At 59.2% G+C, this 20,599-nt stretch carries 18 protein-coding genes; 9 read left to right on the top strand and 9 right to left on the bottom strand.

Going from position 1 to position 20,599, the window contains the following annotated elements; genetic code table 11:
* The first annotated feature begins 59 nt into the window (after window positions 1–59).
* Window positions 60–899 carry an NAD-dependent protein deacetylase gene (locus tag QC816_RS11505; RefSeq protein ID WP_309782296.1) on the top strand — a complete coding sequence of 280 codons (840 nt, stop codon included), beginning with the start codon at window positions 60–62 and terminating at the stop codon, window positions 897–899.
* On the opposite strand, the gene QC816_RS11500 is transcribed toward QC816_RS11505, so the two are convergent.
* Window positions 896–1,507 (bottom strand): DNA-3-methyladenine glycosylase, encoded by a 612-nt coding sequence (locus tag QC816_RS11500; protein ID WP_309782294.1) that lies wholly within the window; start codon window positions 1,505–1,507, stop codon window positions 896–898. The genes QC816_RS11505 and QC816_RS11500 overlap by 4 nt on opposite strands.
* Before the next feature lie 86 nt (window positions 1,508–1,593).
* Between QC816_RS11500 and QC816_RS11495 the strand changes: the two genes are divergently transcribed.
* From QC816_RS11495 to QC816_RS11480, 4 genes are all read left to right on the top strand, one after another.
* On the top strand, window positions 1,594–3,057 hold the full coding sequence (locus tag QC816_RS11495) for a protein adenylyltransferase SelO (RefSeq protein WP_085919608.1): 1,464 nt from the start codon (window positions 1,594–1,596) through the stop codon (window positions 3,055–3,057).
* A 43-nt stretch (window positions 3,058–3,100) separates the two neighbouring features.
* Window positions 3,101–4,147 carry a DNA polymerase IV gene (dinB, locus tag QC816_RS11490; protein ID WP_199284681.1) on the top strand — a complete coding sequence of 349 codons (1,047 nt, stop codon included), beginning with the start codon at window positions 3,101–3,103 and terminating at the stop codon, window positions 4,145–4,147.
* Window positions 4,148–4,258: 111 nt separating this feature from the next.
* On the top strand, window positions 4,259–5,086 hold the full coding sequence (locus QC816_RS11485; RefSeq protein WP_085919606.1) for an alpha/beta fold hydrolase: 828 nt from the start codon (window positions 4,259–4,261) through the stop codon (window positions 5,084–5,086).
* 9 nt (window positions 5,087–5,095) lie between these two features.
* Window positions 5,096–5,344, top strand: coding sequence for a YkoF family thiamine/hydroxymethylpyrimidine-binding protein (locus QC816_RS11480; RefSeq protein ID WP_008958845.1), 249 nt, complete (start codon window positions 5,096–5,098; stop codon window positions 5,342–5,344).
* A gap of 60 nt (window positions 5,345–5,404) precedes the next feature.
* On the opposite strand, the gene gabT is transcribed toward QC816_RS11480, so the two are convergent.
* From gabT to csiR, 6 genes are all read right to left on the bottom strand, one after another.
* On the bottom strand, window positions 5,405–6,679 hold the full coding sequence (gabT, locus tag QC816_RS11475) for a 4-aminobutyrate--2-oxoglutarate transaminase (RefSeq protein WP_085919605.1): 1,275 nt from the start codon (window positions 6,677–6,679) through the stop codon (window positions 5,405–5,407).
* Between the two features lie 56 nt (window positions 6,680–6,735).
* Window positions 6,736–7,671, bottom strand: a complete 936-nt coding sequence (locus QC816_RS11470; RefSeq protein ID WP_085919604.1) for a sensor domain-containing diguanylate cyclase — start codon at window positions 7,669–7,671, stop codon at window positions 6,736–6,738.
* Window positions 7,668–8,474, bottom strand: coding sequence for an EAL domain-containing protein (locus QC816_RS11465; protein ID WP_085919603.1), 807 nt, complete (start codon window positions 8,472–8,474; stop codon window positions 7,668–7,670). Before QC816_RS11465 ends, QC816_RS11470 begins: the two co-directional genes overlap by 4 nt.
* Before the next feature lie 248 nt (window positions 8,475–8,722).
* Window positions 8,723–9,937, bottom strand: coding sequence for a CaiB/BaiF CoA transferase family protein (locus QC816_RS11460; RefSeq protein WP_309782288.1), 1,215 nt, complete (start codon window positions 9,935–9,937; stop codon window positions 8,723–8,725).
* A gap of 69 nt (window positions 9,938–10,006) precedes the next feature.
* Complete coding sequence (locus tag QC816_RS11455; RefSeq protein ID WP_085919601.1) at window positions 10,007–11,185, bottom strand: acyl-CoA dehydrogenase; 1,179 nt, start codon at window positions 11,183–11,185, stop codon at window positions 10,007–10,009.
* 129 nt (window positions 11,186–11,314) lie between these two features.
* Window positions 11,315–12,004 (bottom strand): DNA-binding transcriptional regulator CsiR, encoded by a 690-nt coding sequence (csiR, locus tag QC816_RS11450; protein ID WP_199284684.1) that lies wholly within the window; start codon window positions 12,002–12,004, stop codon window positions 11,315–11,317.
* Window positions 12,005–12,103: 99 nt separating this feature from the next.
* Between csiR and lhgO the strand changes: the two genes are divergently transcribed.
* A complete protein-coding gene (gene lhgO / locus QC816_RS11445) occupies window positions 12,104–13,300 on the top strand; it encodes an L-2-hydroxyglutarate oxidase (RefSeq protein WP_268901106.1) in 1,197 nt (398 codons plus the stop codon).
* A 9-nt stretch (window positions 13,301–13,309) separates the two neighbouring features.
* Here lhgO and QC816_RS11440 read toward each other — a convergent pair whose 3' ends face one another.
* Complete coding sequence (locus tag QC816_RS11440) at window positions 13,310–14,056, bottom strand: sulfite exporter TauE/SafE family protein (protein ID WP_085919598.1); 747 nt, start codon at window positions 14,054–14,056, stop codon at window positions 13,310–13,312.
* A 287-nt stretch (window positions 14,057–14,343) separates the two neighbouring features.
* Here QC816_RS11440 and QC816_RS11435 point away from each other — a divergent pair, with 287 nt between their 5' ends.
* Genes QC816_RS11435 through QC816_RS11425 form a run of 3 tightly spaced genes read left to right on the top strand, consistent with a single transcriptional unit; the run spans window position 14,344 to window position 17,916 of the window.
* Entirely contained in the window at window positions 14,344–15,303 is a 960-nt protein-coding gene (locus QC816_RS11435) for a TAXI family TRAP transporter solute-binding subunit (RefSeq protein ID WP_085919597.1), read from the top strand.
* 20 nt (window positions 15,304–15,323) lie between these two features.
* On the top strand, window positions 15,324–15,875 hold the full coding sequence (locus QC816_RS11430; protein WP_085919596.1) for a DUF1850 domain-containing protein: 552 nt from the start codon (window positions 15,324–15,326) through the stop codon (window positions 15,873–15,875).
* A gap of 31 nt (window positions 15,876–15,906) precedes the next feature.
* Entirely contained in the window at window positions 15,907–17,916 is a 2,010-nt protein-coding gene (locus tag QC816_RS11425; protein ID WP_085919595.1) for a TRAP transporter permease, read from the top strand.
* Window positions 17,917–18,006: 90 nt separating this feature from the next.
* Here the strand turns inward: QC816_RS11425 and QC816_RS11420 are convergent, their stop codons facing one another.
* A complete protein-coding gene (locus tag QC816_RS11420; RefSeq protein ID WP_309782284.1) occupies window positions 18,007–20,538 on the bottom strand; it encodes a penicillin-binding protein 1A in 2,532 nt (843 codons plus the stop codon).
* Window positions 20,539–20,599: the final 61 nt, after the last annotated feature.

Below are 20,599 nucleotides of genomic sequence, written 5' to 3'. Positions count from 1 at the left end.
AGTATCGTCTAGCGAGAGCAGAATTGCCTAGGGGTGAACATTTGACGCAGGCAGTGGACATGATCAAAAGCGTGGCCCAGGCAGGTGAAGAGCTTGCCGACTTTATCGCGCGCTACCCAAAGCTCTGGATTCTTACCGGCGCGGGCGTGAGCACCGACAGCGGGATTCCTGACTATCGCGATGCCGATGGCCAGTGGAAGCGCTCACCGCCGGTTCAGCACGGCGACTTCATGGCTTCCCATGCGGTGCGCCAGCGCTACTGGGCGCGTGCGCTGGTCGGTTTCAAGGCCCTGACCGGAGCCCAGGTGAGCGGTGCGCACAAGGCACTGGCCGCATTGGAAACCATGGGTTATGTGGAGCTGTTAGTCACCCAGAACGTGGACCGCCTGCATCAGCGGGCGGGGTCAAGGAAAGTCATTGACCTGCACGGCCGGGCCGATACCGTCAGTTGCATGACCTGTGGCTACCATATGATGCGCCACGCCATGCATAGTGAAATGGCACACCTCAACCCGCGTTTTGCCGCCCTGGATGCCGGTCATGCACCGGACGGCGACGCTGACCTGGAAACCGATTTTTCCGCCTTTCAGGTCTTCGACTGCCCGCGCTGCAGGGGGATTCTCAAACCGGACGTTGTCTATTACGGCGATGTGGTCCCGCCTGCTCGGCGGGTTGCCGCCCAGGCTGGGTTGCACAATGCGGAGGCGGTGCTGGCCGTGGGAACGTCATTGATGGTCTATTCCGGCTACCGCTTCTGCCGCGAGGCGCATGGAATGGGCCTTCCCGTTGCCTCGCTCTCGCTTGGCGTGACCCGCGCTGATGCCATGCTCACCCATCAGTGGCGCGCACCGTTAACGCCGGTGCTGGAAGAGGCGGTGCGTTGTCTGCGCGAGAATTAGCGCGCCTTGGACACCCACGGATTACCCTCCAACCATAGCCGCCAGGGGGCGTCGCGGTGCTCAGGGCTGGCGTAATCGATCCCCACGCGAGGCCCGGTCGCAATAGCGGCACTATGCGTGGCTCGGCTAATCCACAGCTGTCCAGTCTGGGTCATATCGTGGCCGTACAAGGCCTTATCAATACTAAGCGCACGGGTGAGCTTGCCCGGGCCATTGCTCAACTGCTTGCCCGGTGCCTGGCGGGTGGCACGCATTGCCGCCTCGTTGATAGTGGGCTCCACGGCGCGAATTAACACCGCGCAGGGTGAATCTTCCGGCTCGGTGACCACGTTGAGTAGCCAGTGCATGCCATATACCAGATAAACGTAGGCGTGGCCCGCTGGGCCGAACATGGCTTCCGTGCGGGGCGAGCGGCGGCGGTGGGCGTGGCAGGCGGAATCCTCAGCACCGCAATACGCCTCTGTTTCCACAATCCTGGCGGCCAGTTGCTCCCCGTTGTCTTCACGCACCAGCCAGCAGCCGAGCATGTCTCGGGCGACCGTCAGGGTATCGCGGTTATAAAAATCCTGGGGCAGGGGCGTTAGCGTAGATTTATGGGTAGTCGACATCGTTGGGAAGCTTTGTCTCGGCGTTTACTTGAGTAAAATGCTAGGGTATTAGGACATACCTTATTCGCTAGCACGTGGATCGTTTCATGCTGTCATTTGAACATCGTTATGCCACCTTACCGGAACCGCTCTGGGTTGCCAGCCAGGCAACGCCGGTTGCGCGCCCGGAGTTGATTGCGTTTAATGCCCCGCTCGCCCGAGAACTGGGCGCGCAGGACATCCCTGATACCACCACGCTTGCCGAGTGGTTCAGTGGCAATCAGTTACCGCCCGGGGCCAAACCGGGTGCCCTGGGCTACGCGGGCCACCAGTTCGGCAACTTTGTGCCGCAGCTGGGCGATGGCCGAGCGTTACTGCTGGGTGAAGTCGTCGACCAGCACGGCAAGCGCCGTGATGTGCAGCTCAAGGGCAGCGGCCGTACGCCGTTTTCCCGCGGTGGCGATGGCCGCTCGCCCTTGGGGCCGGTGCTGCGTGAATATCTGGTCAGCGAGTTTATGGCCGCCGTAGGGATTCCTACCACCCGCGCGCTGGCGGCCGTTACCACCGGTGAGCGGGTGGTGCGCCAACTGCCCGAGCCGGGGGCGGTATTTACCCGCGTGGCCAGCAGCCATATTCGCGTCGGGACGTTTCAATTTATCGCTGCCCGTCAGGATGAAGCGGCGCTAAAGGCCCTGGCGGATCATGCCATTGAGCGCCATTACCCGGAGGCTGCTTCGGCAGACGACCCCTACATGGCGCTGCTTGAGGCAGTTGTCGCCCGCCAGGCAGAATTGATTGCCCGCTGGCTGAGCGTCGGCTTTATTCATGGGGTGATGAACACCGATAACTGCAGCCTGGCAGGGGAGACCATCGATTATGGCCCCTGTGCTTTCATGGAGCAGTTCAATCCGCAGAAGGTGTATAGCTCCATCGATGAAGGCCGCCGCTATGCGTTTGCCAACCAACCGGCGATTGCCCAGTGGAACCTGGCCCGCTTCGCCGAGACATTGCTGCCGCTGATAGACGGTGAGGGCGATGCCTTGGTTGAAAAAGCCACCGATGCTATCCGCCATTTCGATACGTTGTTTAACGCCGAACAGCGCCGCTTGCATGCCGATAAGCTAGGCCTGGAAGCGGAAAGTGACCAGGCCGAGGCGTTGATGGAAGGCCTGGAAAGCCAGATGCACCAGGGCCGGATGGACATGACCGCCACCTTTGATGCGCTGACGCAATACGTCGCGTCGCCCAGTGACCAGAGGCGTGAGGACGTGCTGGCGCTAACGCAGAACTCAGAGGCGCTAGGCGAATGGCTCAGCCAGTGGCAGGCGGCCCAGGTGGCAAGCCAAAACACCGACCGCCTGGCAGCCATGCAGCGCGCCAACCCGGTGGTGATTCCCCGCAACCACCGCGTTCAAGAGGCCATTGATGCCGCGGTCGAGGGCGATTTCACGCCGTTCCATACGCTACTTGCGGTAGTGACCAAGCCGTTTGAAGACACCGTTGAAGCGCGTCGCTTGGCGGCACCCGCCACCGAAAGCGAGCAGGTGCTGCGGACGTTCTGCGGTACCTGATGCTGTGGTAAGCTGTGTTTTTTTACAGTTTAAAGGCTAGCCAGTGCGCAAAATTATTCACTGCGACTGTGACTGTTTTTTCGCGGCGGTGGAGATGCGCGACAACCCGGCGCTGAGCGATATTCCCATCGCGATTGGCGGCAGCGTGGAGCAGCGCGGGGTGGTCGCCACCTGCAATTACCCCGCCCGCGAATACGGCATTCACTCGGCGATGCCCATGGCCCAGGCGCTCAAGCGCTGCCCGCATTTAACGGTCATTCGCGGCGATATGGCCAAGTATAAAGCCGTCGCGCGGCAGGTATTTGCCATCTATCGCGACGTTACCGAGCTTATCGAGCCGCTTTCCCTGGATGAGGCTTTCCTGGATGTCTCCGGGGTTACTCAGCATCACGGTAGTGCGACGCTCATGGCCGAGGCGATACGTGAGCGGGTCAGCCGCGAGGTAGGCATTACCGTCTCGGCGGGTGTGGCGCCGAACAAGTTTCTGGCCAAAATCGCCAGCGACTGGAACAAGCCCGACGGCCTCTGCGTGATCACGCCGGATGAGGTGGACGGCTTCGTACAGCAGCTCTCGGTGAAAAAAATCCACGGCGTGGGTCCGCGTACGGCGGAGAAACTGGCGGGTCTGGACATTCATACCTGTGCCGATTTACGCGCTCGGACACTCACGGATCTGGTGGAGCACTTCGGCCGTTTCGGGCGGCGGTTGCATGAGCTGAGCTGGGGGCGAGATGATCGACAGGTGAAAACCCACCGCGAGCGCAAATCAATCAGCACCGAGCAAACCTATGCCCAGGACTTGCCTACTCTTGAGGCCTGTCGCCATGAACTGCCGGGGCTGATCGAGGATTTAGAGCGCCGCTACGCAAGGCTGGACCCGCCGCTCGGGGTGCGCGGGCTAATCGTTAAAGTAAAGTTCAACGACTTCACCCAAACCACCGTAGAGCACGCTGACCCCGCGCCGGACCTGGCTCAGTTCGAAACACTGCTGAACGTGGGCTGGCACCGTGGCGAGCGACCCGTGCGCCTGCTGGGCGTAGGGTATCGGCTGGCGGAGAACACGCAAGTGCAACAGCTGGCGCTTTTTTAATTAGCCTGTTAACGCCTGATCGGATTGACGCTGCGCACAGAGTGAATTAAAACAGATGTATGATAGATGGTTTCTAACCACTGACTTATCGACTTCACCATGAGCCCTGCCATGCCTGCTGATACCTCATCACGCCCTCGCTTAGTGTTTGCCCATGCCAATGGCTTTCCCGGTTTGAGCTATCGCAGCCTGCTTGATCCATTGGCCGAGTCCTTTGATCTGCACCCGCTGGATCGCCTGGGGCACCATCCGGATTACCCGGTCAATCATAACTGGGGCAACCTGGTGGATGAGTTGCTGAGCTACCTCCCCGATAGCGATAAGCCATTGCTTGGTGTCGGGCATTCGCTGGGCGGCACACTGATGGCGATGGCGGCTGATAAACAGCCCGAACGCTTCTGCGGCGTGATCATGCTCGATCCACCGTTGATGCTGGGACGGGATGCCTGGGCGATGAAAGCTGCCAAACGCTTTGGGTTTGTCGACCGGGTAACACCTGCGGGTAAAACCCTGGGCCGGCGCACGGTATGGCCGAGTCGTGAGGCCATGGCCAATTCGCTGCGTCGCCGCGGGCTGTTCCGGCGCTTTACCCCGGACGCGCTCAACGACTACATTGAAGCAGGAACCCGAGTGTTGGCCGACGGCAGTGCCGAACTGACGTTTGACCCGCGCATCGAGGTAGAGATTTTCCGTCATTTGCCGGACCACTTGACCCGTTTGCCGCGTCGGTTGAGCGTCCCGGTAGAGGTCGTGGCGGGCGACAACTCACACTTGTTGACGGCGTCGCGCATTCAGCGCTTGAAGCGCTATGGGGTCGAGGTGAGCCGTGTTCCCGGCACGCACATGTTCCCCATGGAGCACCCCGAGGAAACCCGCGACGCTATCCTGGATGTCTGGCATCGCATGGCCAAGACGAGTCAGTCTTCCCGCACAGCGTAAGGAGACGTTATGTATCTTTCTGTACAGCTTAGCTATTACCCACTGGCCGATGATTTCAAGCCGGTGGTGAAAGAAGTGGTAAAACGCCTGGAAGCAACAGGCCTGGAGGTTCATCCTAACCGGATGAGTACCCAGGTGTTTGGTGAATTCGACGAGGTGATGGCAGCGCTGAGCGATGTCATGAAGTGGTCGTTCGAAACCCATGGAAAAGCGGTATTTACGGCTAATTTTCTCGAGGGTGACCGGCGGCCTCGTTAACGCCAACATAAAAAACGCCGCCCAATTGGGCGGCGTTTTGGTCTGATATAAAGATAACGCTTATACCAGCGAATCCAGGCAGGACTCGATAATATCCAGCCCTTCATTGAGCACATCGTCTTGAATGGTGACGGGCATCAAGAAGCGGATGGTGTTGCCGTACATGCCGCAGGAAAGCAGGATCAACCCTTCTTCACGTGCTTTTTTGCACAGCGCCGCGGCCAGTTCAGGGTTGGGCGTACGGTCGGTTTTGTCCGAGACCAGCTCAAAGGCTGCCATGGCACCCATGTTGCGGCTGTTATCAACGCAGGCGAACTTGCTTTCCCAATTGCTGAAGCGTTGCGCCAGCTTTTCGCCCAGCGCCTGGCTCTTCTCGAGAATGTTCTCTTCTTCAAACACTTCCATTACCGCAAGTGCAGCCGCACAGGCGGTCGGGCTGCCGGTATAGGTGCCGCCCAGCGAGTTGGGGCCAGAGGCGTCCATGACCTTGTCGGTACCCACGATCGCGGAGATCGGCATGCCGTCGGCCATGCTCTTGGCCATGGTCATGATGTCTGGCTCTACGCCGCTATGCTCGATGGCAAACATCTTGCCGGTACGACCAAAGCCCGACTGTACTTCGTCGATGATCATCAAGATGCCGTGTTCATCGCAGATTTCACGGATCTTGGTCAGGAAGCTGGTGGAGGCTGGGTAGAAGCCGCCTTCACCGAGTACCGGCTCAAGCACGATAGCGGCGGTATCTTTGGGGTTGGCGTCGGTTTTCAGCGCCATTTTCAAGCCACGGATGGCTTCGTCTTCGCTTACGCCGTGGTAGGGCACGGGGTAAGGTGCGCGGAAAACGGTGCCCGGCATCGGGCCAAAGTCGGTCTGGTAAGGCGCGACCTTGCCGTTCATGGCCATGGTGTAGAAAGTACGGCCGTGGTAGCCGCCGTCGAAGCAGACCACATTGGAGCGTCCTGTGGCCGCGCGGGCAACCTTGATGGCGTTTTCCAGCGCTTCAGCGCCCGAGTTGGCCAGCATTACCTTGGCGTGGCCACGTACCGGGACGATCTGGCTCAGCTTCTCGGCGACTTTTACATAGCCTTCATAGGGCATTACCGTCTGGCAGGTGTGCATCACCTTGTCGAGCTGGGCTTTGACCGCCGCCACGACCTTGGGATGGCGGTGGCCGACGTTCAGTACGCCAATGCCGCCGGCAAAATCGATAAAGCGATTGCCATCGGCGTCCCATACTTCAGAGTTTTCCGCGCGCGCGGCAAAGGCGGTGGCGGGGCTTGCGGCACCAGCAGCGACATACTTGTTTTTTAACTCGTTTAACTCGGCATTACTCATAGCTCAACTCCTGAGTTGATGGGGATAGGCTTCAGCATAGTGCGCAATAGGCAGGATTACATGGATGAAGCGACCACAACGCGATTGCGACCCGACTGTTTAGCTTGATACATGGCTTTATCGGCATGATCAAGTAACCGGGTGGTGGAGGCCTCAACATAACCTGCCACGCCTGCGGAGAGCGTAACCGTCAAGGCCCGCTGGGTAAATGTTGTCTGGGCAACGGCAGCGCGCACTCGCTCCATGGCCTGCCGCGCATTTTCTGCATTTACTTCGGGCATGATGACCAGAAACTCTTCGCCGCCCAGGCGAATCTGCAAGTCAGTTTCGCGCAGTGTCTCGTTCACTTTAGCGGTTACTTCCTGGAGAATATCGTCGCCTACGCTATGGCCGTAGGTATCATTGATCGCCTTGAAATTATCCAGATCAAACATCGCAATGCTAAGTGGGCTGCCATAACGCGAGCTTCGACTTAGCTCCTGTTCCAGGCGCTGCAAGCCGGCCCGGCGATTCAACAGGCCGGTGAGCTCGTCATGGTGGGCGAGGTAATGCAGGCGCTCGTTCGCCCGTTGAAGGCGTTCTTCCAGCCGTTTGCGCTGGGTGATATCGACAATAAAGGTGACTTTCCGTGGCTGGCCGTCGAAGCCGATGATGCGTGCGGCTTCGGCGATAATGGTATGCGTTTTGCCACCTTTACCGATGACCTCCCACTCCTGACGCAGCTCATGTCTCTCCTCTCCCCCTATAAACGAGTCGTGGAGGGCCTGGAGCGTCTCGCGGTTGGCATCGGGAACGACCATGGTGAAGTGCTGGCCGAGCAACTCCTCTTCGGCATAACCGTAAAAGTCACAGTACGCCGGGTTGACCATTTCAAAATAACCATGGGGGTCGGTGATGCAGATACCCAGCGGTGCCGCCTTGATGACGTTTTCCGTATTGCGTTTTGATTGGTCCAGAAGCTGATGAATGTCTGGCGAGGCGTAACTAGTCATTGGGTACCTTCGCTGACCTGCTGTGATTCTTCGCGTAGCGCCATCAGGCGCAGCTTTAAGGCTTTATCGTCAGCCAAGGCATTGACGGCCGGTCGTGCATAGTAGAACCCTTGTTGGCAGGCAATGCCTTCACGGGCCAGCCACAACGCCTCTGCGTGGGTTTCCACGCCTTCGGCAATCAGTTTGATCGCTAGTTCATCGGCCAGTTGAATGATCGAGCGAAGCAGCGACTGGCGTCTATGATCCTGGTCACAGTTCATCACCAGTTCACGGTCTATCTTGATTTTATCGGGGGCGAGGTCGGTCAGAAGGTCCAGATTGGCGTAACCATTGCCGAAATCGTCCAGGGCCGTTCTGAAACCCATCGAGCGATAGGCATCAATGATGTTGCATAGATGCTGCCTGTCACGCACGCGCTCGGTTTCGGTGATTTCGAAGATCAGTCGGTCGGTTGGCCAACCCACGCGTTTAGAGACGTCCAGTGTCGCCTGGATGCAGGCCCTGGGTTCGTATACAGCGTTGGGCAGGAAGTTGATCGACAGCGCTGTCGGCATATCAAGCGCGCTTGCCATCTCAATGGCTTTAACTCGACACGCCTGGTCAAAGTGATAGAGCAGGCTGTCGGTCACCTGGGAAATAACGCTCCAGGCAGATTCACCTTGCGGGCCCCGTACCAGAGCCTCATAGGCGTCAATCTTGGCAAGCGATACATCCACAATGGGTTGAAAGGCCATCGTGAAATCGAAGGGCAGCTCGCCTTCGCAGCGTTTGCAGGTTCCGTTTGTGCGCGCGCACTGACTCATCGTATCTCCAGGTCTCTGGCGCTCGCCAGTAACAAAACAAGCGCGGCATTGCCTACTTGGCCAAACAATAGCAGGTTAGTCGTACAAATAGACTAACTCTCTGTAAGCTTTTTGTATATGTATTGTACAGTATTTTGGTGATAACGGACATCAACCAAAAGCACCGGTATAGGCTGCTTTTTACAGTAGCCTAAGATGTAGTTAACCAGTGTACGGTTGGCTAGGCGTTTAAATGAAATCGGTCAGATTCAGATAATACCTGCATCGCGCAACGCCTGTCGCTGATCAGGGGTAATGCCAATATCGGTTAACACGTCGTCGGTGTGTTCGCCGAGATAGGGCGGCGCCTTACTGGCGCTGATCGATTTACCATTCATGCGAATGGGGTTCGCGACCAGATCAACCTGGCCCGCCTGGGGGTGGGGCAGCGTCTGCTTTAACCCACGCGCTTTGACGTGGGCATCGTCGAATACCCGGTCCAGGGTATTGATCGGGCCGCTGGGCACGCCCACGTCTTCAAATGCCGCCAGCCAGTCGTCGGTGGGGCGCTGGGCAAGTGCCGCTTCGAGTACGGGCACCAATTGGTCGCGGTGCTGAACGCGCATGCCGTTGGTGGCAAAGCGTGGGTCGTCAGCCAGGGCGGGCAGTGAAAGCACCGAGCTAAAGCGCTTGAACTGCTCATCGTTACCCACGGCGACAATCATATGGCCGTCCTGGGTGGCAAAGGCCTGGTAAGGCACGATATTGGGGTGGGCGTTACCCAGCCGCTGGGGGACGTTGCCTGAGGTTAAATAGTTCAAGGCCTGATTGGCGAGCACGCCTACCTGAACGTCCATCAGCGCCATATCGATATGGCAGCCGACACCCGTGTCGCGGCGCTGGTAGAGGGCGGCGAGCACTGCGTTGGCGGCGTACAGGCCGGTAAAGATGTCAGTAAACGCCACGCCGCTTTTTACCGGGCCGCCGCCAGGTTCCTCATCAGGCTTGCCCGTCAGGCTCATGATCCCGCCCATGGCTTGAATCATGAAGTCGTAGCCGGCGCGGTGGGCGTAGGGGCTTTCCTGGCCGAAGCCGGTAATCGAGCAATAGACCAGGCCCGGGTTGAGGGCCTTGAGGCTTGCGTAATCCAGGCCGTACTTCTTGAGACCGCCGACTTTGAAATTCTCGATCACTACGTCACTGTCAGCCGCCATCTGCTTGATGAGTGCCTGGCCCTCGGGCTTTGCCATGTCCACCGTGACCGAACGCTTGCCGCGGTTGGCGCACAGATAGTAGGCCGACTCGGTACTGCCCGCGAGCCAGGGCGGACCCCAGTGGCGGGTGTCATCGCCGCAGCCGGGGCGTTCCACCTTGATCACGTCGGCCCCCATGTCGGCCAGCATTTGCCCACACCATGGGCCGGCCAGCACTCGGGAGATATCGAGTACCTTGATTCCGGCCAAGGGTTTGGTTAGCTCGCCCATAGAGGCTCCTGTAAGGGGGGATAAGTGCTCAAAGCCAGGTGCTTAACAGATAGTGATAAACGACAGTGATCAAAAGAACGCCTGAATGCCGGTCTGGGCGCGACCCAGAATCAAGGCGTGCACGTCGTGGGTGCCTTCGTAGGTGTTGACCGATTCCAGGTTCACCATGTGGCGAATGACGCCGTACTCGTCAGAAACGCCATTACCACCGTGCATGTCCCGGGACTGACGGGCGATATCCAGCGCCTTGCCGCAGTTGTTACGCTTGATCAGCGAGACCATTTCCGGTGCCCAGTTGCCGCTATCCATCAGGCGGCCCACCTGGAGCGCTGACTGCAGGCCAAGGGTGATCTCGGTTTGCATGTCAGCGAGTTTTTTCTGGATCAGCTGGTTGGCGGCCAGCGGGCGACCAAACTGCTTACGGTCCAGGGTGTACTGGCGGGCGGCATGCCAGCAGAATTCAGACGTACCCATCACGCCCCAGGCAATGCCGTAGCGGGCCTTGTTCAGGCAGCCGAACGGTCCCTTCAAGCCGCTGACATTGGGCAGCAGGTTCTCTTCAGGCACAAACGCATTTTCAAGCACGATCTCGCCGGTAATCGACGCGCGCAGCGAGACCTTGCCTTCGATTTTCGGCGTGGTGAAACCTTCCACGCCGCGTTCGACGATAAAGCCCTTGATCTGGTTGTCGTGGGCGGCCGACTTGGCCCAGACCACCGCGATATCGGCAATCGGACTGTTGGTGATCCACATCTTGGCGCCGGTCAGGCGATAACCGCCGTCAACTTTCTCTGCGCGGGTAATCATGTTGCCGGGATCGGAGCCGTGGTCTGGCTCGGTCAGGCCGAAGCAGCCGACCATCTCGCCGCTGGCAAGCTTGGGCAGGAATTTCTGTTTCTGTTCTTCGGAGCCATAGGTCTCGATGGGGTACATTACCAGCGACGACTGCACGCTCATGGCGGAGCGATAGCCGGAGTCCACGCGCTCGACTTCCCGGGCAATCAGGCCGTAAGCGACGTGGTTGACGCCTGCGCCACCGTAGTCGGGGGAAACGGTCGCCCCCAGCAGGCCAAGCTCGCCCATTTCGGTCATGATCTCGCGGTCGAAGCGTTCTTCACGGAAGGCGCTGAGCACCCGGGGCTGAAGGTTTTCCTGGCAGTAGTCGTGGGCGGCGTCGCGGATTTGGCGCTCTTCGTCGCTCAACTGTTGCTCAAGCAGCAGCGGGTCGTCCCAGTTGAAGTGTGTCATGTGAACTCCTTGGTGCTGTCCCGCAGACGCCCGCAAGCGACCACGGCAATAACGGTGCAGTCGGTGTGATGCTACAGTCAATGTATCGCCGTTTCTTTAAAATATCTACATTTTTTTAAAACGAAGAATTTATTCGATACCGCGTGCCTTGAGCACACGGGTAATGATGGGGACCGGCGTCATCAAATGGTCGCGCATCAGGGTAGACGCTCGATCTGCATCCCGGGCCAGGATAACGTCGACCAATGTGGCATGCTCCTGGCGCTTTTGCTCCAGGGCCGTGGGCGACATGACGGTTTCCTGCAGCCAGAGATGGCGGTAGCGCTCCACCTGGTTGAACAGGGTGTCGCGCATTTGCAGGAGATGCGGCGAGTTGCAGCCGCTGGCGATGGCGGTATGAAAGGCTTTGTGACGCAGGTCCCAGCCGTCGAGCAGCTCATCCGGCGAGCTGATGGCGGTGACCTTGGCCAGCCGGTGCGCCGCGGCCAGCACGGCGGCTTCCCAGTCATCGTCGCCGCGTTCGATGGCCAGGCGCAAAATGAGCCCCTCAAGCTGCGCGCGGGCGTCGTAGATATCGTTGAGTTCGGCAAGCGACATGGGCGCAACGCGATAGCCTCGCTGGCTGATGGCCACCACAAGGTGGTCGGCCACCAACTGCGATAATGCCTCGCGCAGCGGGCCGGTGCTGACCCCGTAATCGTCTTTGAGGCGGCTCATCAGCAGCTTCTGTTCCGGTGCGAAGCGGCCTCGGATAATATCGTGCTTGAGCTTCCGGTAGGCGCGAATGGCGAGGTTCTGACGCGGCGCGTCTGGCTCCATGGCGAGTGGCTCCCTGATTAAAGCTGGATAATATCGGTAACAGAAGAATAACGGCTATTATCAGGAAATGTTAACAATTTGGCCTGGAGGAAGAGATTGATGTGGGATTTCATCATTATTGGTGGCGGTATCCTGGGCATGTCCACGGCAATGCAGCTCCAGCAGACCTACCCCGATAAACGTCTGATGGTGCTCGAAAAAGAAAGTGGCCCCGCGCAGCACCAGAGCGGCCATAATAGTGGTGTGATTCACGCCGGTGTGTATTACACGCCGGGTAGCTTGAAGGCCAGATTTTGCCTTGAGGGTAATCGCGCTACCCGCGAATTCTGTGACCAGCACGACATTGCCTACGACATCTGCGGCAAGTTGCTGGTCGCGACGAACGAGGTCGAAAAGCAGCGCATGGAAGCGCTTTGGGAGCGTACTGCGGCCAATGGCCTCGAGCGTGAATGGCTGGAAGCCGATGCCCTGCGCGAGCGCGAGCCGAATATTACCGGCGTGGCGGGTATCCATGTGCCTTCCAGCGGGATCGTCGATTACGCCGAAGTGACTCGGGCCATGGCCGCTGACTTTCAGCGCCTGGGCGGTGAAATCCGCTATGAAGCTGAAGTGACGGGGTTGGAGGAGCGCCGCCAGGAGGTGGTGGTGAGCACATCGAAGGCGTCGTACACCAGCCGTTATCTGGTGTCGTGTTCGGGCCTGATGGCCGACAAGGTGATCCGCATGCTGGGGCAGAAGCCCGACTTCACGATCTGCCCGTTTCGCGGCGAGTACTACCAACTGCCCGAGCAGCATAATCACATCGTGAACCACCTGATTTATCCCATTCCCGACCCGACGATGCCGTTTCTGGGCGTGCACCTGACCCGCATGATCGACGGCAGTGTGACCGTCGGGCCCAACGCAGTGCTCGCTTTAAAGCGTGAAGGCTATCGTAAGCGCGATGTATCGCTTGCCGATATGGGCCAGATGTTGACGCACCCCGGTATTCTCAAGGTGCTGGGCAGGCATCTTCGGCCGGGCCTGGCTGAAATGAAAAACTCGTTTTACAAGCGCGGCTACCTGGAGCTGGTGCGCAAGTACTGCCCCAGCCTGACGGCGGATGACTTGCTGCCCTACCCGGCGGGGGTTCGCGCCCAGGCGGTCTCCAAAGACGGCAAGCTGGTGGACGACTTTCTGTTCGTCAACACCCGGCGGACGCTCAACGTGGGTAACGCGCCGTCACCGGCGGCGACTTCGGCATTGCCCATTGGCGCGCATATCGTTAAGCAGGTTGCGGCGCTGCTGATCGATTGACCCCGGCGCTTAGCCAAACAGCAGGCGCAGCAGGATCGCGGCGATCATCGCAAGGGTAAGGTATTTGATCCACATTGCTCCCCGCGGGCTCATGTTGACCTTTACCGCCAGCCAGGCGCCGGTCATGCTGCCCACCGCCAGCAGAAGCCCGTAGCTCCAGCGCACCTGGTCAAACCACATGAACATCGCCAGGGCAGGGAGGCTATAGACGAGAATGATCAGCACCTTGAAAACATTGACCTGAGCCAGGTCGATTTTCAGCATGCGGTACAGCACGATGATGAACAGCACGCCCACGCCGACCTGAATAAAGCCGCCGTAAATACCGATCACGAACATGGCCAGATAAATCAGCGGGGTCAACCGGTCCTTGGTGAGCGGGCGGGTATCCAGTTTGGGCTGCGGCAGCAGCATCACCAGGGCCGAGGCGGCCATGACGGCAATCAGGATCGCCTCGAACAGCGCATCGCTAACCTGCAGGGCGAGCCACGCCCCCACCAGCGAGCCGACAACGGCAGGCACCGAAAGGCGCAAGCTCAGACCGATATGCGAGGCGCCTGCGCGTCTGAAATTGCTGATCGCGGACACGCTCTGCAGCACAATGGCGACACGGTTAGTGCCGTTGGCTACCTGGGTGGGCAAGCCAAGAAACATTAGTAGCGGCAGTGCCAGCATCGAACCGCCTGCCGAGAGCACGTTGATAAACCCGGCGATAATACCGATGCCCACCAGCGCAGCGGCCTCCCAGAGCATCATGGGCGGCACCTGCCAGGGGCATAGTGTCGATAGAGCATGGGGGTCTCCTTGCCTGAAATTTCGATAAGCCATTGATCATATAAGCATCGCCAACTAAACGCACGCAGACGACTTTTCGGCTTGGCCAAGCGTTGAAGCAAGGTTTGCCTTAACGCCAAGTTATTGGCATCAAACGGCGATTGCATGCTAATTTCACTGGGACCGCTTCCATTCGACCGGAAGCTGGATGTATGACCTCCCTATCGTCAACCATACCTATAAGTCCAAACAGGACGGAGGAAACGCTTATGCGAACTCTATCTAAAGCTGCTGCCGCTTCACTCCTGGCCGTTGCGCTGCCTGCCAGCGCCCAGCAACTGTCTATCGCCACGGGCGGTACCGGTGGCGTTTACTACCCCATCGGCGGCGGTTTCGCCGAGATGATCAACGAGCATATTGAAGGTGCTCAGGCCACCGCCGAAGTGACCGGTGCGTCGGTCGAAAACATGGGGCTGATCATGCGCGGTGACGCCGATATGGCCCTGGCCCTGGCCGACACCGTTTATCAGGCCTATACAGGTACCGGCGACTTTGAAGGCCGCCAGATCGAGAATACCCGTGCGCTGGCGTCGGTATACCCGAATGCCGTGCAGCTGGTCACCCTGGCCGACTCAGACATTGAATCGCTGGCCGATCTTGAAGGCAAGCGGGTTTCCGTGGGTGCACCCGGTAGTGGTACCGAGCTGAACGCGCGCGCCGTACTGGAAGCCAACGGCCTGAGCTATGAAGACTTCACGCCCCAGCGGCTGAACTTCAACGAAACCGCTGACGCCATTCGCGATGGCGATATTGACGCGGGTTTCTGGAGCGTTGGGCCTCCCACCAGTTCCATCATGAACCTGGCCACTACGCGTGACATCCGTATCATCGGCCTTTCCGATGAGGAAGTCGCCAACGCGCGGGAAGCAGTGGAAGTGTTCGCGCCCTACCAGCTCCAGGAAGGTCTCTACGAAGGCATGGACGAAACGGTCCAGACCATCGGCATTCCCAACGTACTGGTGGTCAACTCGGATATGGACGAAGAGCTGGCGTATCAGTTAACCCAGTTGCTGTTCGAGAATACCGACGAACTGATCGCGGTTCATCCGGCGGCGAACGATACCACCGTCGAGTTCACCATGGAGTCCACGCCGGTACCTCTGCATCCGGGCGCCATTCGCTACTTTGAAGAAGTCGACGCCGAGATTCCGGATCGTCTACGTCCCTGATTCTTGCGCAGGCGATCATTATGCAACCATTACGACGCCTGCCTTGGACACTGACGGTAAGGTTAGTCCCGGCCTTTGTGCTGGGGCTAACCGGTTCACCATTAGCCGGAGCGGAGTCCACCTCTGCTCCGGCTAATGCGTCTGAGCTCCTGGTAGTGACCGATGAGCAGGGCGAGCAGCTCTTCCAAACGCCAATGCCCGAGGGCTCGCGCTGGTGCCTGAAATGGCAGCATTCGGTGGAGAAGTTTACGGTCCTGGACTGTTACCGAAATCACGCGGGGGTGATGGAACTGGAACGCAGCCACCAACCCGACTTTGCCGCTGGCCTGGGGCACATTTACGGTCGTGGCGAGCAGGTTTCCGATGGTCAGGGCGGATATTGGATCGAGCACATCGACGAGCCCGTTCCAGGGAATCAGTATGTATTGCGTGTCGGCGCACCTGCCGTTAACCACCGCCTGGTCTGGCAGCGTAATGGACAGGCACACAGCTTCAGCCTGAGCCGCCGGGCAGCCGGCGAGCGGGTAACGCTGGGCCTGACCGAGGCAGCTGACGCCAACGCGAAAAACTAATCAGCCAGATATATCGTCTGACGAGGACTCCATGAGTGAATCAAAACAACCTTCGGTGGTAATGCCCGGCGGCAATGTGGTCCAGCCACGTGCTGTGTTGTGGTGCATTACCATCGTGGCGGTAGGGCTCTCACTGTTTCAACTTTACTCAGCGGGCATCCAGCCGTTGGGCCTGTTTTATCAGCGCAGCATTCACCTGGCGTTGATCATGATGCTGGCCTTTTTGATGTTCCCGGTGTTTGGCGGAGGGCGTCCCAGGGGCATTGTTGGCTGGGGGCTTGATGCGGTGTTTTTTACCGGTGCGTTGATTACTGGCGGCTATCTGGTGCTGTATCTCGATGAGATCATCAATCGGGCCGGTTTCTGGTCCCAGACCGATATCATGGTGGCCTGCATCGCCACGGTAACCGTGCTGGAGGCGAGCCGCCGAGCGGTAGGCCTGAGTATGACCATGATCGGGCTGATTGCGATTCTTTACGCGATGGCAGGGCCACGCGGTGATCTGGCCTGGCTGGGGGAGTGGCTGCCTGGCATCTTGGGGCATCGGGGCTATAGCTTTGACCGTATTGCGGGTCAGCTCTATCTTGGCCAGGAGGGTATTTTCGGTCTGCCGCTGGGCGTGGCCGCGACCTATATCTTTATTTTCGTGCTGTTTGGCGCTTTTCTGGAAAGTACCGGTGCCGGCAAGTTTTTTATCGACATGGCTTACGCGGCGACGGGCCGCCAGCGGGGCGGGCCCGCTAAAGCGGCGGTCTTGGCCTCCGCGGGTATGGGCTCCATTTCTGGCAGTGCAATCGCCAATGTGGTGACCACCGGCGCCTTTACCATTCCGCTCATGAAGCGCCTGGGTTATAAGCCCAAGCAGGCCGGTGGTATCGAGGCGGCTGCTTCCACAGGGGGGCAGATCATGCCGCCGCTGATGGGAGCAGGGGCGTTCTTGATCGCTGAATATACCAATACGCCGTACCTGGAAATCGTCAAGATCAGTATCCTGCCCGCGATTATGTACTTTGCAACGGTTTACCTGTTCGTGCATATCATCGCGCTTAAGCAAGGCATGCAGGGTATGGCCAGAAGCGAGCTGCCCCAGATGCGCCAGGTGATGAAGGATGGCTGGCACTTCCTGCTGCCGCTGGGCGTTCTGGTATGGCTGCTGGCGATGAGCATGTCACCCAGTCGCGTCGGCTTTTATGCGGTCGTCACCATGGTGGCGGTGGCCGTGTTGCGTTATGTGTTGTGGTTCTTCTTTGTGGCCCCTCGCCAGGGTGAAACCGTGACGGCCCACAGCATCAAGGAGATGGCCGCTGCAGGTTTCAAGAAACTTGTGGAAGGTCTGGAGTTGGGGGCGCGCAATGCCGTCGCCGTCTCCATGGCGTGTGCCGTTGCGGGGATCATCGTGGGCATTGTCGGGCTTACCGGCCTGGGGCTTAAGTTCTCGTCGATGATGATGGCGTTTTCAGGCGGCAACATTGTGCTCGCACTCATCATGGTTCTGCTGGCAAGCCTGGTCCTGGGGATGGGGCTGCCGGTCACCGCCAGCTATATCGTGCTGATCGTGCTGGTCGGCCCGGCGCTGACGACAGAGTTCGGGATTCCGCTGCTGGTTGCCCACCTGGTGGTGTTCTGGTACTCCCAGGACTCTAATGTGACGCCGCCCATTGCCCTTGCGGGTTTTGCCGGGGCCGCCATTGCGGGCAGCAAGCCCATGGAAACCAGTTTCCAGTCGTGGAAGTTCGCCAAGGGACTGTATCTGATTCCGCTGTTCATGGTGTTTAATCCGGAGATCATCGTGGGCGGTCCAGTGCCGCTGGTGATCTGGAACGCGGTGATCGCCTTGCTGGCGCTCTGCGCCTTTGCCGCTGCGTTGGAAGGTTACCTGTTCACCCGCATGGGGTGGCTGTCACGTGTGGCGATCGCGGTAGCTATCGTCGGCGTGTTCTACCCCAACCTGATGGCGGAAGTTGCCGGGGTGGTCGTCATGAGCGCGGCGATTATCGCCAACTGGTTGGCCAGTCGCCGGGAGTCTGCTGTCGCGGCCTAGCCTGCTAACGGCCCGATCGATGCAGTGAAAAACCGCCGCATAAAAAAAGGCCTGGCATATCGCCAGGCCTTTTGCGTGGAGTGGGGTTGGCTAGAAAATCGATTCCGCCGTGCCGGAGCCTTGTGAGCCACTGGCCTCTTCCAGTTCACGGCTGATCTGTCTGTTTTGGTAGTCAGGCAGGTGATCCTCATGGAACAGCTCAACGATACCGCCAGACTGGTCGTCGCGCAGGCGACGGCCGCTATCCGGATCAATGCGCGCGGTAATGACCGTATCCGGGCGCTCAGGCAACGCCTGGGGCGTTCCTTCCAGGGCTTGCCCCATAAAGTCGATCCAGATAGGTAATGCTGCCTGGGAACCATACTCGGAGATGGTCTCGTTGCTGTCCTTGCCTACCCAGACGGTGGTGACCAGCTTGTCGTTAAAGCCTGCAAACCAGGCATCACGCTGGCTGTTGGTGGTGCCGGTTTTGCCGACGATATCGTCGCGCTCAAGGCTCAGCGCGGCGCGTCCGGTGCCTCTCTCGATCACGTCACGCATCATGTCGCGGAGAATGTACACCGCAGCGGGGTCGGCGACGCGTTTCGCCACAGGGTAGTCGTGGCCGTTTATCTCCACCGTCTCCTGACCGTCTTCACATTCACGGCAGGCCACTTGCGGGTTTGCCTCGTCGATGGTTTCCTCTTCTTCGTCACCTTGGCGAGCGACCCGTTCGATAAACCAGGGCGAGACCTGGAAGCCGCCGTTGGCCAGCACCGAATAGGCATTGGTCATTTCCATCGGTGTCAGCGTTGCGCTGCCCAGTGCCAGCGAAAGACCGTTAGGCAGACGCCCTTCGGCAAAGCCAAAGCCTTTCAAGTATTCAAGCGTGTAGTTGATGCCCATGCTTTGCAGAACGCGGATGGTCACCAGATTGCGTGAGCGGGCCAGCGCCGGGCGAAGGCGCATGGGGCCCTGGAAGTCGCGGCTCGAATTCACCGGGCGCCAGAGCTCGTTGCTGCCGTCATCCATCACCACGGGGGCATCATTGACCACGCTGGCCGCGTTCATCTCGCCGTCTTCAAGGGCGGCAAGGTAGATAAACGGCTTGAAGATGGAACCGGCCTGGCGCTGGGCCTGAATGGCGCGATTGAATTTACTGGCGTTGAAGTCAAAGCCGCCCTGAAGCGCACGAATTGCCCCGGTGCGTGGGTCTTGGGCGACCAGCGAGCCTTCTGCATCGGGTAGTTGCGATAAGCGAAGCTGACCCTCTTCATTTTCAACCACACGGATCATATCGCCACGCACCGCGATCTCCTGCGCCGAGCTGGGTTGGGCACCGCGGCTGCGCGGGCTGAGATAAGGTTGGGCCCAGCTCAAGCCTTCCCAAGGTATCTGGCGTAGTTCGCCGTCAACCAGCACCTCCATTTCCTGGCCGCTGCTCTCGACGACAATCGCTGGCTCCAGCAAGCCATAGCGAGGCGTGCGGTCCAGGACCTGAAGCCAGTTGCTGACATCGCCGTCAATGCCTTCGATTTCAGTTTGGCTTCGCGCGGCCGCCTGCCGGGCGGTTTGGCGAATTTCCGGTGACTCGGCAAGCTCTTCTTCCAGGCCCCGGGTTTCGGTCTCTTCCTGGGCTTCAACCAGGCTTGCGGCAATGTCGCGTTCCTCAGGCCCGCGCCAGCCGTGGCGCCGGTCGTAGGCAATCAAGCCGTTGGCCAGAGTGCGGCGGGCGGTGGGCTGCAACTCGCTGTCGATGGTCGTGTAAATGCGGTAGCCGCCGGTATAGGCATCGTCCCCGAAGCGATCGACGGCGTATTGGCGGGCCATTTCGGCCACGTAGGACGCATCCACTTCCGGCACGGTGGAATGCCGCTCTGCGGTCACCGGCGCTTGAACGGCTTCACGATAGGTCTCTTCGTCGATGTGGCCCAGCTCGCGCATGCGGAACAGAATCCAGTTGCGGCGAATCAGCGAACGTTCAGAGTTGGCCAGGGGGTTAAACGCCGAGGGGGCTTTGGGCAGGCCAGCGATCATGGCGGTTTCGGCCAGCGTCAGTTCATCCAGGGGTCTGTCGTAATAGGTGTCGGCCGCCGCGGCAATCCCGTACGCCCGGTTACCCAGGAAGATTTTGTTTACATAAAGTTCAAAAATTTCTTGTTTGTTTAACACCTGTTCCATCTGCAGGGCGAGCAGTATTTCGCGGATTTTACGCGTGAAGGTTTGGTCCAGCGTCAGCAGATAATTGCGCGCCACCTGCATGGTAATGGTGGAGCCGCCGGACTGGATGGTTCCCCCGCTCTGCATCAGTTCCAGGGAGGCGCGCGCCAGGCCGCGCGGGTCCACGCCCTGGTGGTCGAAGAAACTGGCGTCTTCGGCGGCGGTCAGTGCGTTGATCATCTCATCGGGGATTGCCTCGAAGTCAATTTCGATGCGTCGTTCTTCGCCAAACTCCCCGATCAGGCGCCCGTCGCGGGTCAGGATGCGCAAGGGGGTGTGCAATTCAAAGTTTTGCAACTGACGAACGTCCGGAAGGCCCGGAGCGAAATAGATAGCGGCGCCGACCAGGGCAAGAACGACGGCACCGGTGAGCGAGACCAGAATGCCCAACAGCGACACAATAAGGGTGCGGAGAAACGTCATGAATGGAAAGTACCCGTGGGATGAATAAAAAAGAGACGGTATCTAAACGACCGTATCACGC

The sequence above is a fragment of the Vreelandella janggokensis genome, assembly GCF_031451615.1.
Lineage (GTDB): Bacteria > Pseudomonadota > Gammaproteobacteria > Pseudomonadales > Halomonadaceae > Vreelandella > Vreelandella janggokensis.
The sequence above is the reverse complement of the archived record's forward strand: the minus strand, read 5'-3'. Positions and strand labels throughout refer to the sequence as shown.